The sequence below is a fragment of the Psychrobacillus sp. NEAU-3TGS genome (genome assembly GCF_029955155.1).
GTDB lineage: Bacteria > Bacillota > Bacilli > Bacillales_A > Planococcaceae > Psychrobacillus.
The window spans coordinates 120480-135259 of record NZ_JAPNOZ010000011.1; the positions used below are offsets into that span (position 1 = coordinate 120480).

Consider the following 14780-nt stretch of genomic DNA (forward strand, 5'->3'; position numbering starts at 1 on the left):
TTACGCAACAAAATCACCGCCGATCAGTGTGAGATCCATGAAGTGCTCACTCTCTTTAAACGTGTGTTTCACATTCTCTACAATCATATAATTCATCAGCTTGATATCGCCTAAATTCATTCGAACGACTAACATATTGCCTCCGCGAACATAGATGTTCCCGAACGCCCTTTTCATGCTCAAATTACGTGTTTTTCGATTATACAGAGCTAGCAAAGCATCTGCCTTCGCTTTCCCGTTTGTATTCTCTTTAATCGATTCGAAGTATTGTAAGACACCCCAGTCGTTCATATGATTACCGTCTTGTGCTATATAGATTTCGCGCTTCCCTTTCTTCTCATTTTCATAGGAAAGTTTGATTTTATTGTACGTATTGGAATCGATGGAAGAAGTGTAGTCAAAGTTTTCTCCAGTCTCTTCATCTAGTAAAATATCTAATTTCATCTTTTCGATGTCTCTTAGAGTTAATTTCCCAAAGTTGTCGTACAGGATAAACATTTTCTTTTTATTCTCTAATGTTAAATCAAGAGCATTTTGAAACATATCAAATAAGGTCTTATTGTCTTCTACTCTGCTAGCAATCTTAAAACCTGTATCTTCAATAGTCCCTGTATTTAGACGAAAATCGTGGGCAACCATCCTAATGAATTCTGCTGCAGTCTTATTCGTATAAACATACGTATCTTTATTTTTTAGATAACGCAATTGATCGTATGCAGTCACGTTAATAAGTCCATTCTTATCATGTTTTTTAGTGAACACAAATCCGTAAAAAATGTTTTTACCATCTTTCTTAAAACGGATAGCATTTCCTTCCTCAAACTCTAGCGCTTGATCTTTAATGACTTTAAAAGTGAGTTTGCCTGGCACACCTTTTCGGGAAGTTTCCCAAACAATCCCTTCTTCAACAGAGGGCTGTAATAACTTCGAGCCGTTTTGGATGATTAACTCTATACTCAAAATTTAATCACCTGCCCGGGATAAATAAGATTAGGATTCTTAATGCCGTTTTTAGCGGCCAACTCATCTGTCATAGCTTTAGTTACCTTCCCAAAGGTTTTCTTGCAGATAGCCCATAACGTATCGCCTTTCACCACTTTATGAGATTTAGGGATTTCTTTTGTTGAAGCTCGCGGCTTTTTTACCGAGGCAACCGGTTTAGCTTTTGCATTGCCATTGACGTTAGTAGTTTTTTTGATTTCTATTACCTTTGTTCCAAACTTACGATATTGCTTTAAACTTATAGGGACAATAATGTCAAATCCCTCTTCAGCACGTTCCTTGATCACATAGTCTTCCAATGAAACAGTCAGATTCGTATCAAATAATAAATCGCCACTCGGTTTTAAACGAGAGACGATGAATTGGAAAGGCTTTTGTTCAGTTTTTAATTTCTCAAGTTTGTCTAAAAAATAGCTTGCTGGTTGAAAACCGTCTGGATACACTCCAAAAGGATATTTTGAATTGGGAAGCATCAATTCAAAAGTAATATCAGTTAATCCTGCTTTTTTAAGTAGGTTAACTTCTCCTTCATTCATTAAAGTAATCGTTGTGTTTTGATTGTTAATCTTAGTCTCCATGTCAGAAGGGGCAACAGGTAGCTGTACACCGTCTATGAAAAAACTATATGCCATCTATTGCACCCCTTCCGCTACTGATACTAATGTTTCTTCTAATTTTTCGCCAAAATGGTCGATGATGCCGTCTAAATCCAGTTCATTATTGATATGATTATCGTTTTTCACATTCACTTTCACTTCGGCAGTCGTAAATCGATTGATCACATCACGTTCTGCGATGTCACGAAGGTATTTTAAATCTTCTTCAGTAGCATCCATCGATTTAGCCATTTTTGCAGTATTACCGGCAGTGTCCTTTCCGCTATCCTGAAGAGGTGCCATAGCACCTTGCATTCCATCTAATACTCCTTGTAATGGATCAATATTAGGACTTGGATTGTCCACTCCGTTAAATAAATTTGCTCCCCAATCATATCCGGCATCCCATGCTCCACCTAATGATTTCATTTCAACTTTAGGAGCTTCCCAATAGTTCTCTGGAGTCTCTCCTACCCAATCATCCAATGCCATTCTAGCGTTTCTCATTGAACTTGTAATTGAAGCTGTATGACCAAGTTCACTAACATTACCTAATTGCACGCCTGGTATTTGATTTAAAGCATCAACTATCCAATTTATCGCTTTAATTGCTATGTTTGCGCCATCAATAAAGGCATTTGCGATACTAGTCGCAACGTTATCAAACCCATCTGTCATTGAAATACATAAATCAAGAACAGTTTGAGCTAAACTTGCCCAAAACTTCTTTGCTGCAAAAGTGCCATTACTCATCAAATTGACAAAGTATTCAATAACTGTCCAAATGATATTTGATATGGCGGCGAATATATTGTAAATAAATACTCCTAAAACAGAAAATGCCCCTGCAATTACACCTGTAGCACTAATCGAAGTACCTGCCAAAAAATTAAAAGCCGCTACCGCCAAATACAATACAGAAATTAAGGCAATAATAATCATTACAATCCAAAATATTGGATTGGCGTATAATGCAGCATTCAATCCCCATACTGCACCAGTAGCTGCAAAGGTTGCCATTACACTTGCCCATGTAGTAGCTGTCAGCAGACCTACAGCAAGTGTTTGTAGACCAGTCCATATAGTTGAAGCTATAGTAGCTAGTTTTACTGCTACTAATGCTACGCCATAAGCTGTTAAAGCTGCAGTCGCGCCCCAAAGTACTGGAGCTATAAATGACCAACTATCGTACATAAAGCTTCCGATAGACATCATCGTATCCATTGCCCACATCGCTACTGCTGATAAGGTGTACAACGAATTTACAACGCCATCAACCATCCCCTGAAATTTGTCATTGTTTGCTATCTCATTTATCTTTTGCAGAACATCTTTAAATGCCCATAGCGCTTGATTTTTAAAACTTGTCCAAATATCAGCAAAAGTCATAGGTAATTTCTCAAATGCCGCACTCGTTTCTTCAGCTGCTGCGAACATCGCATTTTTGACGATATCTGCTGTGATCATACCATCCGCTGCCATTTCTCGAATAGTACCTAAAGGAACTTCAAGATAATCAGCGATACTTTGAATAATGTTAGGTGCACTTTCAAATACCGCATTTAACTCTTCACCTCGTAGAACACCTGAACCGAGTCCCTGTGTTAATTGTAATAAAGCGGAACTCATTTCTTCGGATGAAGCACCTGCAATTTTGAATTTTTTATTAAGTTGCTCCGCAAAAGCTACCATCTCAGCCGTACTTTCAAATGCATCTCCTGCATTCGCTCCGACTCGTCCCACGATGTTAGCGGTATCCATATAGGATGCTCTGGCTCGTTCTGCTGAATCAAAAATCATTTGCTGGAGTTCGGCAGTCGTTTGTTGTTGATCATTAATTAATTCTAACCTTGCAGATGACTGAGCTAGCGCATCTGAAAGTCCGAGCACATCTCCTGCGGCTTGAATACCAACAAACGCTGCTACCAATCCTACAATCTTGCCTAATAAATCATCAGCTGCAGAAGCACCTTCATTTATGCTAGCATTAAATTCATTTTGAGCTTCGTTTGCTTGAGTGATTTCTTGTTCTATCTGGTTAAAGGCAATTTCTGCTTGATTCAGTTCATGTCTTGCCGCCTCAATGCTAGCGGTATCAACTGCATTACTGGACGCATCTTGCAATGATTCGAAGCTGTTTATCACAATATTCATTGCATTGTTCATTGATTGAAAGGCACTAGACATTCCATCGTGAATTTGTATTGCTGTTCTGATAGTCGCTATTTCCCTCACCTCCTTTAGAACAAAATAAAAGCCACTCACATAAGTGAGCGACTTTCTTTAACATTTAATTTAAATTTATTAATCCTGATTTAGATCCCCAATTACCTAACTTCACTTGTAAGTCTAATCCAGTTAACCCGCTCGGAACTTCAAATACTATATTTCCTGTAAGTGATAGGCCAGGGTTGATGCCCTCATAAACAAAATATTTATCGTCCGCTACTAAGATTCTAGACGGTGAGTATTTTGCATCATTTTCAGCAATGAGTTTGAAGAACGAAGAATCTGTCTGAATCATTTCGACGTCATCATTTTTCACTGTAACATTTACAATTAAAAATACAGCCCCCTCTGCTTCAGGAGAATATTTAAACATACCATTACCAGCTGTTATTTGTTTAGTTTCTTCTATCGAGTTAACTTTAAAAACTACTTTTCCTACAGATAAATCATCACCGATGCTAATATTCTTAACTTCTGCAGTTGTCTCGATATTTTCCGCAAATTTTTCTTTTTCAGAGCTATCACCATTTTTATTTTGAGAGTCATCACCTAGCAGTGCGCCAATTATTATTAGTAATATGAATAGCACTATTATTCCAAGACAACCAATTTTAAAAAACTTTTTCACGGAATTCCCCCTCTATTACTTTTATACGATTAGCATACATCAGAGAGGGTAAATATTACCACAACTATTTCTTTCCTCTTCCTTTTCCTTTTCGTTTCGTTTCTTTCTCTTGCTTCTTATCATTTTCCATCTTTAGTTGAACCGCAGCTATGACAAAGGCTTTTTCGTATTTTGGAAGTGAGTCGAATTCAGACGGCCACTTATGGAGCTTATGCAAGCAATAGTAAGCTACATTTGCTTCATAGTCACCGTCTTCAATTAGTTTTTTGCTTCTTCTACTGTTTCTTCCATCCCTACATCAAAGGCATTCACTGCTTGTACAATCTTCAGATATTCAGCATATTCCCCAGGTAATAGCATGGTTTTGAGTAATGCTTCTGCACCCATTACACCATATGATTTTTGTAGTTCTGCATCATGTAGATTAGGAAAAATCGTACATTTCACTGCGAGTGACGCTGAATATGCATCAAAGTCGGTTACTGGTTGAAACAAATTCTTTTTACCTGGCACTGGCATACGCTTTGTATGGCTTTTTCGTAATGCTTCATCCTCAACTGAATCAATAGCCCCAACTTCCCACTTAATTGGTTTCTTATTTTCATCGATGAAACGTTTAGATACTACATGTTTTTCTACTTCTGATTTTAATGCGTTTTGAGCTAAAAATGCGGTTAAGTTACTCATTATTTATTCCCCTATCATGATTGTGTTTGATGTTTTTTGTAATGTTATAACTTCGTGAGGGTTTAGACTAATTTCAATTTTCACGTCGCTAGTTAATTCCGTTACATCACTAGCCAAAACCGAAGCGTTATTTACTAAATGTTTACCGATTTCTTCGTATAAAGTCGTGAAATGTTCTGATGGTGTCTTTCCCTTCGGTACTGCTGTGACTAGAACTTTCCTAACTTCTAGTGGCATATCAATACACCCTTCCATAATAAAAAGCCCACCGAAGTGGACTCTTGATTTTAAAGCATAGCTCCAAGAATAGAGAATTTTTCTGGCATTTCCCAATCCTCAAAAGTGAAGCTGATTTCATCTTCTAAGTAGTCCGCGTCTGCATCTAATAAAGCCAATTTACCTCCATCTAGATTACAATCTATCAAGATAGTTGTTTGACGCCCGACAGAAGAAGATTTATCTTCATTCGTTACCTGCATATCAAAATAAATATCTTCTCCAGTTTCTTTATAACGATAAAGAATTTCTCGGAAGATAGACGTATTGAAGTGAAAAGTTGCGCTAGCTTCATACTCAGCACCTGTGGCTTTATTTCCTTTCGAAATTTTACCTAGGATAGGCACTTTCGTTTTTGTTTTTGTCATATCTGCGTCAATATTAATTGCCTGCGCAAATTTGTAACGATTTCCTTCAATAGTTACGTAACATTCTCCTTGCCCGCCATGAATAGCGTCTCTAGCATGCATCGTGTTATCCGCAAAGTATTGAAGATTTAGTTTTAATAATTTCTCTTTCACAGATATCCCTCCTTATGCTACTTCTGTCGTGATATAAAGTTGAGACATGGCAACTGTAGCTTGTACTCTTTCAAAAAGTACTACAGACTTCTTCGTATTTCCTTGCTCAACAGTTAAAACATCTTTATCGTAATTTTCAATCGCTCGAATTCTTTGCATCTCTAATCGATGTGCAACAATGTCTTTCCATAAAGTAATGCGCCCTGCCGGATCATTTGGAACTTCTCCAAGATAACGCGTATTAAATAAATGAGCTGTATCAATTGCAATTTGATCTAACACTCGTATTACTTGATTCATGCTAAAATCTTCGTTTTTATCAGGAGTGAAAGACGTAAAGGTGTTCACATCCTCCAATACTCGTACTTCTGCACCTACCTTGTGGAATACATATTTGCCGCCTTTTAATAATGAAGTAAGCTGAGGCTGTGTCTTTGTTTCTGACATATCAAGCGTATGTTCACCATCATATTTTTTGTTTGTATTCGACTTATTCACCGCAACGCCTGCCTGGGCACCTGCAGTCCAATAAACCGCGCCGAAGATTTCTTCCCCTTCTCCAATAGCGTCATTTTGTACATCGATTACACCTTCATGGTCCGCTGCACCTAACTTGTGGCCAACCAGTTGGAACTTACCACCTACCTGATCACGAATACGTTTTGTATACTCTATATAAAGTGATTTAATTGTTTGATCATCAGAGAGACAACCAAGCGTATTGAAACCATAAGCTTCTAAATCATCCAATGCAGTTTGATGGGCGCCACCGTTCGTTAAAGCCGTTGCTCCGTTTAATCCACCAGTTAAAGGTGTGCCGGCTGTTGCGGATAACGATGCTCCTGTTTTAAATGCCACAAAATCATTTGCAACTAGATCAGCAGCAGAAGAGACTGTTTGCTCATCCACTAATGTATTTTCGATTAGTGTTTGTACATCGAAATTAGTAGGCTCGTCCACATTAGGTTGGATGATAATCTTGATATCGTTCCCTCTAACTCCTTTATATAACGCTTTTGCATAGTCATTTTCAGCAGCAGTACCACCTATATTCAACTTTGCGAAATAAACAGTAATCGCATTTTTAAAAATGTCTCGAATACCTTTTAATTTTGGATGGGTGTAGTCATAACCAAAAATCTTACGAGAATTCTTTTGTAAATCTTCTTGGGTAACAGGAAACACGCCTTCATCTACTCCCCAGTCAAGCGCAATGGGTAGAGCTGAATAACCTCGATCAGATAGATTAACGAATGCTCGAGCTGCTGAAATAAAGTTGTGATACGTACCCGGCAATACTTTATTTTGCGTTAAAAATGTACCTCCACCTAAAGCCATTATTCTTCCACCTTCCCTTCCAGAAATTCTCTTAACTTTTGATCAACCTCATTGAATGTGTAGGACTTACCTTCTTCCAGAAGGACATTCAAGGCGTCTTGTCGATGCGAATACTTTTTACTGGTAACGAGTTGTTGTTTTGTAAACTTAAACGTTGCTACTTCATTTGATTGTTGATTAGCAAAATCGTAGTTAGACTCCTCAAAAGGTTGATCAACCTTTTTACGTTTGACGTCCATATTTTCACTCCTTTGTATCGCTAGGTATTTGTAATTCTCCCATTACAGGTATTGGGTCTGTCATTTTATAAACATGGAAATTGTAATGAACAAAAAAGTGAAGCACGCCATCTACTACTTCACCTTTCATTTTCGTACCGCGTAATAAATCCCCGTTTAATAGTTTGATATACTCCATTTCGTTCATAAGTTTATCTAAGGTGCTATAGGCATCCATATTGCCACGACCGAAATAATGAATATCAAAAGGAAGTGTTTCGTGATACCTATTTCCGATTACCTGATTTTTGTCCGAACTTAATAAAGCAATAAAAAAAGCAGGCTCTTGAAAGCCTTGCTCAATAGATTCAGTATAGATTTCGTAAGATTCCCCAAAGGTCTCATATAATTTAATAGAAATAGCGGTTATTACGTCATTAATCTCCACCAAAAACACCGCCTAGGAACTTCGTTAATTTATTTTCTAAGATTTTAGGAGCTTGAGCTTCTAATTCTTGCTCCGAGATAGTGAGCATGAATCGGCCATTTACCCATCCTGCATGATTAGCTGTTCTGTGCCCGAATTCCACGTAAGAGGCATAGTTTACAGGGTTGATAATTTCCACTTCATAAACGTTTCCTGTTTTCCTTATACTCAAGGATTCAGCATAAGCTGTGACGTTTGTTTTTCCACTGTTCTGGGCATCTGCGTTCGTTGCCGCTGTCCACCCTCTTCTTAATACGCCATCATCTACTGGAGTACGCCTAATAACTTTAGATAGTAAACGTGCAGCCAATTCTTTTGCAGCTTGCTCACAAAACTTTTCGAAATCAACTTGTGCTAATTTCTCCATCTTCTTTTGCATTCGTTTCAATTGTCGAAAGTCAGCACTGCCCCACTTAGCCATTAGGCATACTCCTTAAATAACTCAAGGCGTATCTCCTGATGGTTAGTATATAAAGCAGGCTCACCACTTTGCTGAAATGCTGTAGTTTTTCCGTGTTGTGTAACAATGATTTTGGAACCGGGATTAACAACTATCTCAGGAGCAATAAACAGTTTAATAGATTGAGCAATAATGGCAGGCCCATTAGTTTGATTTGCGGATGCAATTTTCTCGTATGACAACCTACATTTTTGATTTTCTAGAACGATGACTTCTTTTTTTGACGTAATATGAGTGTTAGGATCTTTTACACTCTTAAATTCTTCGATAGTGCAATTACCTTGATATAAGCTTTCAATAGCTTTTCTAACGGCATTCAATCTACCACCTCAATTTCCTAAAACGGTTCATCTGGCTCTGATAATTGAAGAGAAGTGCTTCCATATGAGCTTCTCGTGAACTGGCACGAGTTGCTTCATATGTAACTTGCACATCCCCCTCTTTGATAGATTTAATATCACCAGGGCTATCCGTATCATTACGTTTCGCTTCTCCTGTAATTAAATCAATCACCATATTGGCATGCGTAAATACAAGCTCTTTTGGGATATCCAAACGATTGCAGTAAGTGAGGATGGATTGCCCCACCTCTGCAACGTCCATTGCTAAAGCCGTATCATCTGGAAGTAAATCAACAGGTAATTTTGCTTTGACGATATCAAATACATCCACATCAATCACCTTTACTTTCGACAATACCTGCGCTTAGTAAATCCTCGTATTCTTTCTCCGAAACTTCTAAACTCTCACCTTTTCGGTAAGGCTGACTTCCGTATTTCACGTTGACGGAAAATGTAACGCTTTTCTTTTTAGCGGTTCTAGTAGTCTCTTTCTTTTCAGTAGCCAAGATTAATAGCCTCCTTCCCTGACATTTAGAATCAGTTAGTTAACTTTAGCTGCAAAGATGTTATCGAGTGTTTCGAACGATGGTAAAACAATTTCAGATACGATCGTTTCAACGTTAACTGGATGTGGTTCTTTAATCGTTGCAATTGCTACACCTGTGTTTACGATAGATACATCCGCAACTGATTGACCAGTCAAAAGATCCGATTCTTCAGGAGTTGTCCCATAGAATGTATTTCCTAAATTCCCTTCTGGAATCAAAGTGAAGTAATCATCTGGGTAGAAGTTTTGCAATGCGCCACTTTCATCACGGTATTTTTTGTTATAAATCGCTACAGATAAACCAAATTTAGTTTGCAGATACTGTTTCAATAAAGCATCAGTCATAATCACATTTTGTCCGCCAAGTGGATTCATATCTAAAAGAATACTCTTGTGCTTCATTAGGTAGCCCCATGTTTTTCGAGTTGTAATTGCTTTAGTTGGGCGAGAACCTGTATTATCTTCAACTGTATCCTGCCATCTCATGATATCTTGGATAGGAGTTGAATCTGCAGCACTCCACTCAGCTCCTCCAGCTAAAGTTTCTTGATGATCACCTTGCATTTTATAGTTGTAATCAAGATTTTGACGATTAGCTGTAATAGAGATTTTACCTTTTGAAAGCAATTGCATGATCATACGCTCCGGCTGTACATTAGCCCCGTTTACTAGATTAGTAACATCATCGTAAATATTAGCAATTACTGTACGAGTCATCTCATCTAAATTAGAAGCAAGTAAGCGATTCAACTCTTGACGGTCTTTCTCTCCAATGCGCATTGCTTCTCGGAAGAAAGGCATTTCTGTTTGCACCTTACTGAATCCAATACGGTCGCGAACATTCGCCTTTGCATCGAATGCAGAAGGTTCAAGGGCTACAGGCAATCCTTTTGACCCTTTGATCCAAGATAGGTCCAGTCCCAACTGTTTCTTAGCAGGGAATAGCGTTGCTCCTAAATACGGGATCGAATTAGAAGGGTTGTTTTGGTAATACGTTGCAATGTTTTGTGCATTTACTAAATCATAAATTGTTGGCATTTAATTCATCCTCTCTTATTTCAAAAATGTGATTTGTTTTAGTGCTGTGATTGCTTCTGCTGTTGGTGCTTCCGGAAGCTTGTCTAGTGCAATGAAACCATGGATCAGTGCTGCACCAGATGCAGGACCATAAGTGACATCCGTATCATTGAAAAGAACGCCTTCAGCGCCTGCACCATTTGTTTTAACTGCATGCACAGTTTCGCTTGCTAGGAACCCTCCACCTAAAATAGTGCCAGCAGGAACGATTTTTTTGCCTTCCCCATTAGCTACAACACCTTCATCTGAAACAGTAATCGCTAGATTCACATAGTGATCTGGAAACTTTAAGATTTCTTTTTTATTCGTATAAGTTGTTTCTACAAATTTACTCATTCATGTTTTCCTCCTTAATCAAAATAAGATTTTTGTGCATCTGCTAATTCTTTTGCGCCTTGATTGCTTGTCTCTGCAAGTTGCTTTCCGTAACTTCCTGCTACCGGATTACCATCCTTGTCTTTCTCAACGGGAGTTACTGGGATAACCCCTTTTAACGTTTGAGTCGTTTCTGGGACAAACAAAAAAGGCTTCGATTCTTGCAGTGTTTTTAACTGCTCATCTAAACCTTTGGTAACCTTGCCTTCTGCATCTAATTCAATTAGCTTTTTATCGATTTGACCGATGGCGATATCTGCATCATGTACCTTTCCAGCTAAAGCTAGTTTAATGGCACCGGATAACTGGGTTTCTTTTAATTTGGATTCGTATTCTTGCTTTGCTGTTGCATTTTCACCTTGCAGTTTTTCGATTTGGACCTGTAACCCCTCTACATCTACTTTTTTCAGTTCTTCCAATTGCTTGTCACGTGAAGCTATATCCTTTTCAAGCTGTTTCTTGGCCTCATTTACTTCATCAAAGCGACTTATAGAAATCATTGAACCGAAACCTGTAATTACACTATTTGCTTGCTCTGGCGTTAAACCTAATGCGATTAATTGTTCTTTTGTCATCTATCGTTTCCTCCTTCAAATTACGCTTTTTAACGTGGGTTTCGTCCACGGATTTGTCTTGTTCTTTTACGTCTACAATACCAAAAAGACGGATGCTATTTAACGAATAGCTCCGAGATATTGGATCACTTCCTTTCGTTTTCTAGGTAGTGGATATGAATTTCGGGTTTGTTATCCAGTGAATCAACTACGAATGATATGATGATTAAAATTGCAATCAATAGCAACATTAAGTACACCAAAATTGGAATTTCAATCGTCTTTTTCAACCATTTCACCTACCTTGAAGACATAATAAAAAGCACTCAACCAATTTGTTTGGTCAGGTGCTTCATTCGATAACAACTATTGATTTTATCTCATTTTCTCCAATGGTGATTTCTGGTTCTCCTTCAGGTATAAAGCTAAGTTCATCATAATCATTTTCGGTATCTTCTTGATTTACAAAATCTCGAACAAACCCTGTCATAGTATCACCATCAGTGAATAATACTTTCACTTTCTTTTGTGTATATTTCCAAAGTTCCAATTAAATCACTCCTCATCTACTAAAGTCGGAACTATATGCGTGCCTGTTTTACTATAGTGTATATAAAAGGCTTTTGTAGGTGTTTCTACTCCTGTTCCCTGGTTTACATGAATACCGATAACAGATGAGCTTATTATTAATTCTTTATTGTCCCAAGTTCCGTTTTTCTTTAAAGTAATACTACCAGAGCCCGAATACTTTTTCACTAAATCATTCGTCTCTTCAAAAGAAATAGTTAAATAACTTGGTTTTTGCAATCCTTTAGATTTATTTCTTTCAATGTATTCAGCATACCTCTTATGTCTTGGGTTATGATTATCGTAACGATTTTTACTGTGATTCAGCTTGAATTGACCGTTTCTTATATCATCTTTAATTTGGGCTTTTAATTTTTCTTGTTTCTCTTTCTCTTTACGTTCAGCTAGCTCTTTTGGTTTCAATACATACTCATTATACCATTCCTTGTATGTCATATTACCAGGAACATGATACGTCTTTCCATCCAACCCGCGGGCTAGTCGTTGGCTATAATCATCTTCAAAATAAGGTGCCGTTGTAGTTCTACATCTAGGATGGAAAGGATTTGCCGTGACGCCTGGCTCAAAAACACTCAATTTAAATACCTTTCCGTCCATAGATTGGCATATATCACTTGTTCTACTATCCAAAGTTGCGATTATCTCATATTTTTCTACATCAAGTGCACCAAATGCATCTTTTTGTGCGGCAGCACTAAAAAACGCTGATTCTGTCATTACTAATCGGGCAGCGTTTGAGCGAGAGGTATTCATTTTCTTTTGAACAACCGATATCATCCGATGAGGTGATTCACCACGTGCGATAGATTGGATCAATTCAGTGTGCAACGTATCCAACAACATGTTTTTATCTCGCCATATCTTACCGCTAAACGTTGCTCCATCTGCTGTCCATGGCTTACTAATGATTTTTGTTAGCTGCGCTTCATCCAAAACTTGTAAAGCAAAACCAACTTCAAAGCCTTTTTGAATTTCAATTGCTGCATGATAATACTGATCCTGATAAACTTCTTTAATCAGTCGCTCAAAACCTTCAATTTGCTCTCCATACAGCCTTTCAACATGTTGTTGAAGTTGTAGTTGCAAACTTTCTAAACGGCTTATATGGACGCGTGAAGAAGCATTCTCAAGTTGCTTCATCCACTTTTGATTGAGCGCATTTTCTTGACCGTATTTAATGTATTCTTCTACAGACCATTGTAATTCTTTCAATTCATTCGACTTCAAAAGCTGTTTTGCTTCATCCAAGGAAATTTCATTGTTTGTAGCAAAACGTTGATACCAACGAGTGATATCCTTTTCAAGTTCAGCCATCGTTTGGATATAAGCTTTCTCTAAATCCTTATAGTAAGAGGCGCTTTTGTTGTACTGGGCATCTTCCAAGAGCTCAAATCTTTTTTGCCAATAACTACGTGGTTTCGCCATTCACGTCACCTTGTTTCTTTTTGAAAGTGGTTTCGTAGTTATCGTATTGATCCATTTCCAACTTTTTTTGTTCAGCAAGACGTTCTTCCACATCTTTTGTGTACCATGGATGATTTTCGCGTATCGTCTTGTCATCCAAGATGCCTACAGAGTTTTTAGCATCTGTAATTACCTCCGATTCACTGATAATGATGTCGCGATTAAAAATAAATTCTACTGATTCATTGGAGAAATCGCCTAATCCTTTCATATCCAAATATTCATTCACAAACCACATTAAATGCTCAAGACTTGAATGGAATTCAGATTCTAAGTTGTTACAGTCCATGTCTAAATCAGAATAACGGTAACGTAAGGCTACACCTGATGCATTTCCTAGATTGGAGTCGGATGTATCTACACCCCGCCCAAATTCATAAATGGATTTTCGGTCACGATCTAATTCTTTCTCGTTCGCATCGGTTGCTGGGTTTGCCTCAATTGTGCCGACATCGCCACCATCATCTGTTTTGATAGCCCTATACAAATTTAAATCTGAGATAAACTCCGCTAAATCAACTCCACCGTAATTAATTAATTTATAAACGATTTTCGGAATATCAGCTAGTAAATCTGCATTCGTAGAAGCTTGCAAGTTGTAATTGTCGATAAGGGATTTAATAGAATCAATCAATGGTTGTTCTTCCTCGTTATACTTAAACGGAAGTAACGGGATTCGCTTCCACAAAAACAGCTTATCGTTAATCATGATGTGATAATTCACTGAAATGCCTGCTGCATCATCTGGAACCAATTTATTTCCCTCTAAAATAAAATAGTCGATGCCACCAGGATGGTGATACTCGACTTTTTCAACGGTCTTTTTGATTTTGTTAACGTAAACTTTCTCTTTGTAGCTACGAATAAATGACGAGACTTCTGTATGTTCCGCATCTTTCCAAAATGGCAAAATCTGTTCGGATGGAAGCTTTTTAAAGGCTAATTTTTCTTCCTCGTCTATATAGACATACAGATAACCAATGCCTTTGTTAATCGCTTCTTTACCGATGTTCTTTAACTTTTTCAGGAGATCTCGATTAATGATTTCTTTCAATTGTTCGGCATAAGCTTCATTTTCAGTAGCTAATGTCGGTTCTTTGGATAAAAGATAGCCCACCTTCTGATTGACTAGCTTTTTGGCAAAGCCATGCTCTAGCTTGATATTGGATTTCCATGAAATTTCTTGCGTTTTATTTTTTTGGATATCCGTCGTTTCAAGATAATAAGCTTCACCGACTAACATTTTCCTACGTGTTTCGCTGTTTTGCCAGTCTTTCAACTCTTGTACTATTACCTCGTTGATTGTCATGGACTCGCCAACCATACGCTTGATGATGTCATTCAGATATTCGTAATAGGGTCTCTTAAATACATCTTCTACTAACATTTATC

21 protein-coding genes are annotated in these 14780 nt (G+C 37.8%); all 21 read right to left on the reverse strand.

The window, feature by feature from the left end; translation table 11 throughout:
- A complete protein-coding gene (locus OR571_RS13230; RefSeq protein WP_282243342.1) occupies positions 1–960 on the reverse strand; it encodes an XkdQ/YqbQ family protein in 960 nt (319 codons plus the stop codon).
- A complete protein-coding gene (locus OR571_RS13235) occupies positions 957–1634 on the reverse strand; it encodes a LysM peptidoglycan-binding domain-containing protein (RefSeq protein ID WP_282243344.1) in 678 nt (225 codons plus the stop codon). Before OR571_RS13235 ends, OR571_RS13230 begins: the two co-directional genes overlap by 4 nt.
- Positions 1635–3764 carry a tape measure protein gene (locus OR571_RS13240; protein WP_282243346.1) on the reverse strand — a complete coding sequence of 710 codons (2130 nt, stop codon included), beginning with the start codon at positions 3762–3764 and terminating at the stop codon, positions 1635–1637.
- A gap of 124 nt (positions 3765–3888) precedes the next feature.
- A complete protein-coding gene (locus OR571_RS13245; protein ID WP_282243348.1) occupies positions 3889–4455 on the reverse strand; it encodes a DUF4352 domain-containing protein in 567 nt (188 codons plus the stop codon).
- A gap of 64 nt (positions 4456–4519) precedes the next feature.
- Positions 4520–4672, reverse strand: a complete 153-nt coding sequence (locus OR571_RS13250) for a hypothetical protein (RefSeq protein ID WP_282243349.1) — start codon at positions 4670–4672, stop codon at positions 4520–4522.
- A gap of 41 nt (positions 4673–4713) precedes the next feature.
- Positions 4714–5142 carry a phage tail assembly chaperone gene (locus OR571_RS13255; RefSeq protein WP_282243350.1) on the reverse strand — a complete coding sequence of 143 codons (429 nt, stop codon included), beginning with the start codon at positions 5140–5142 and terminating at the stop codon, positions 4714–4716.
- Positions 5143–5145: 3 nt separating this feature from the next.
- A complete protein-coding gene (locus tag OR571_RS13260; protein ID WP_282243352.1) occupies positions 5146–5379 on the reverse strand; it encodes a hypothetical protein in 234 nt (77 codons plus the stop codon).
- Positions 5380–5429: 50 nt separating this feature from the next.
- Positions 5430–5939 carry a phage tail tube protein gene (locus OR571_RS13265; protein ID WP_282243357.1) on the reverse strand — a complete coding sequence of 170 codons (510 nt, stop codon included), beginning with the start codon at positions 5937–5939 and terminating at the stop codon, positions 5430–5432.
- A gap of 12 nt (positions 5940–5951) precedes the next feature.
- Entirely contained in the window at positions 5952–7277 is a 1326-nt protein-coding gene (locus OR571_RS13270) for a phage tail sheath subtilisin-like domain-containing protein (protein WP_282243359.1), read from the reverse strand.
- The gene (locus OR571_RS13275) at positions 7277–7516 is read right to left on the reverse strand and encodes a hypothetical protein (RefSeq protein WP_282243361.1); all 240 of its coding nucleotides are present in this window, start codon (positions 7514–7516) and stop codon (positions 7277–7279) included. The genes OR571_RS13270 and OR571_RS13275 overlap by 1 nt, the downstream gene beginning before the upstream one ends.
- Positions 7517–7520: 4 nt before the next feature.
- Positions 7521–7943: a phage tail terminator family protein gene (locus OR571_RS13280; RefSeq protein ID WP_282243364.1), complete on the reverse strand. Its 423-nt coding sequence runs from the start codon at positions 7941–7943 to the stop codon at positions 7521–7523.
- Positions 7933–8403 (reverse strand): HK97 gp10 family phage protein, encoded by a 471-nt coding sequence (locus OR571_RS13285; protein WP_282243366.1) that lies wholly within the window; start codon positions 8401–8403, stop codon positions 7933–7935. Before OR571_RS13285 ends, OR571_RS13280 begins: the two co-directional genes overlap by 11 nt.
- Positions 8403–8762: a hypothetical protein gene (locus OR571_RS13290; RefSeq protein ID WP_282243368.1), complete on the reverse strand. Its 360-nt coding sequence runs from the start codon at positions 8760–8762 to the stop codon at positions 8403–8405. The genes OR571_RS13285 and OR571_RS13290 overlap by 1 nt, the downstream gene beginning before the upstream one ends.
- Position 8763: 1 nt before the next feature.
- On the reverse strand, positions 8764–9138 hold the full coding sequence (locus tag OR571_RS13295) for a head-tail connector protein (RefSeq protein ID WP_282243370.1): 375 nt from the start codon (positions 9136–9138) through the stop codon (positions 8764–8766).
- On the reverse strand, positions 9116–9289 hold the full coding sequence (locus OR571_RS13300) for a DUF7210 family protein (RefSeq protein ID WP_282243373.1): 174 nt from the start codon (positions 9287–9289) through the stop codon (positions 9116–9118). Before OR571_RS13300 ends, OR571_RS13295 begins: the two co-directional genes overlap by 23 nt.
- A gap of 35 nt (positions 9290–9324) precedes the next feature.
- Positions 9325–10368, reverse strand: a complete 1044-nt coding sequence (locus tag OR571_RS13305) for a major capsid protein (RefSeq protein ID WP_282243375.1) — start codon at positions 10366–10368, stop codon at positions 9325–9327.
- A gap of 15 nt (positions 10369–10383) precedes the next feature.
- Positions 10384–10743 (reverse strand): hypothetical protein, encoded by a 360-nt coding sequence (locus OR571_RS13310; RefSeq protein ID WP_282243377.1) that lies wholly within the window; start codon positions 10741–10743, stop codon positions 10384–10386.
- Positions 10744–10757: 14 nt separating this feature from the next.
- The gene (locus OR571_RS13315; protein WP_282243379.1) at positions 10758–11357 is read right to left on the reverse strand and encodes a phage scaffolding protein; all 600 of its coding nucleotides are present in this window, start codon (positions 11355–11357) and stop codon (positions 10758–10760) included.
- Positions 11358–11688: 331 nt separating this feature from the next.
- Positions 11689–11886, reverse strand: coding sequence for a hypothetical protein (locus tag OR571_RS13320; RefSeq protein WP_282243381.1), 198 nt, complete (start codon positions 11884–11886; stop codon positions 11689–11691).
- Positions 11887–11891: 5 nt separating this feature from the next.
- On the reverse strand, positions 11892–13349 hold the full coding sequence (locus OR571_RS13325) for a minor capsid protein (RefSeq protein ID WP_282243385.1): 1458 nt from the start codon (positions 13347–13349) through the stop codon (positions 11892–11894).
- Positions 13333–14775 carry a phage portal protein gene (locus OR571_RS13330; protein WP_282243387.1) on the reverse strand — a complete coding sequence of 481 codons (1443 nt, stop codon included), beginning with the start codon at positions 14773–14775 and terminating at the stop codon, positions 13333–13335. The genes OR571_RS13325 and OR571_RS13330 overlap by 17 nt, the downstream gene beginning before the upstream one ends.
- Between the last annotated feature and the right edge of the window lie 5 nt (positions 14776–14780).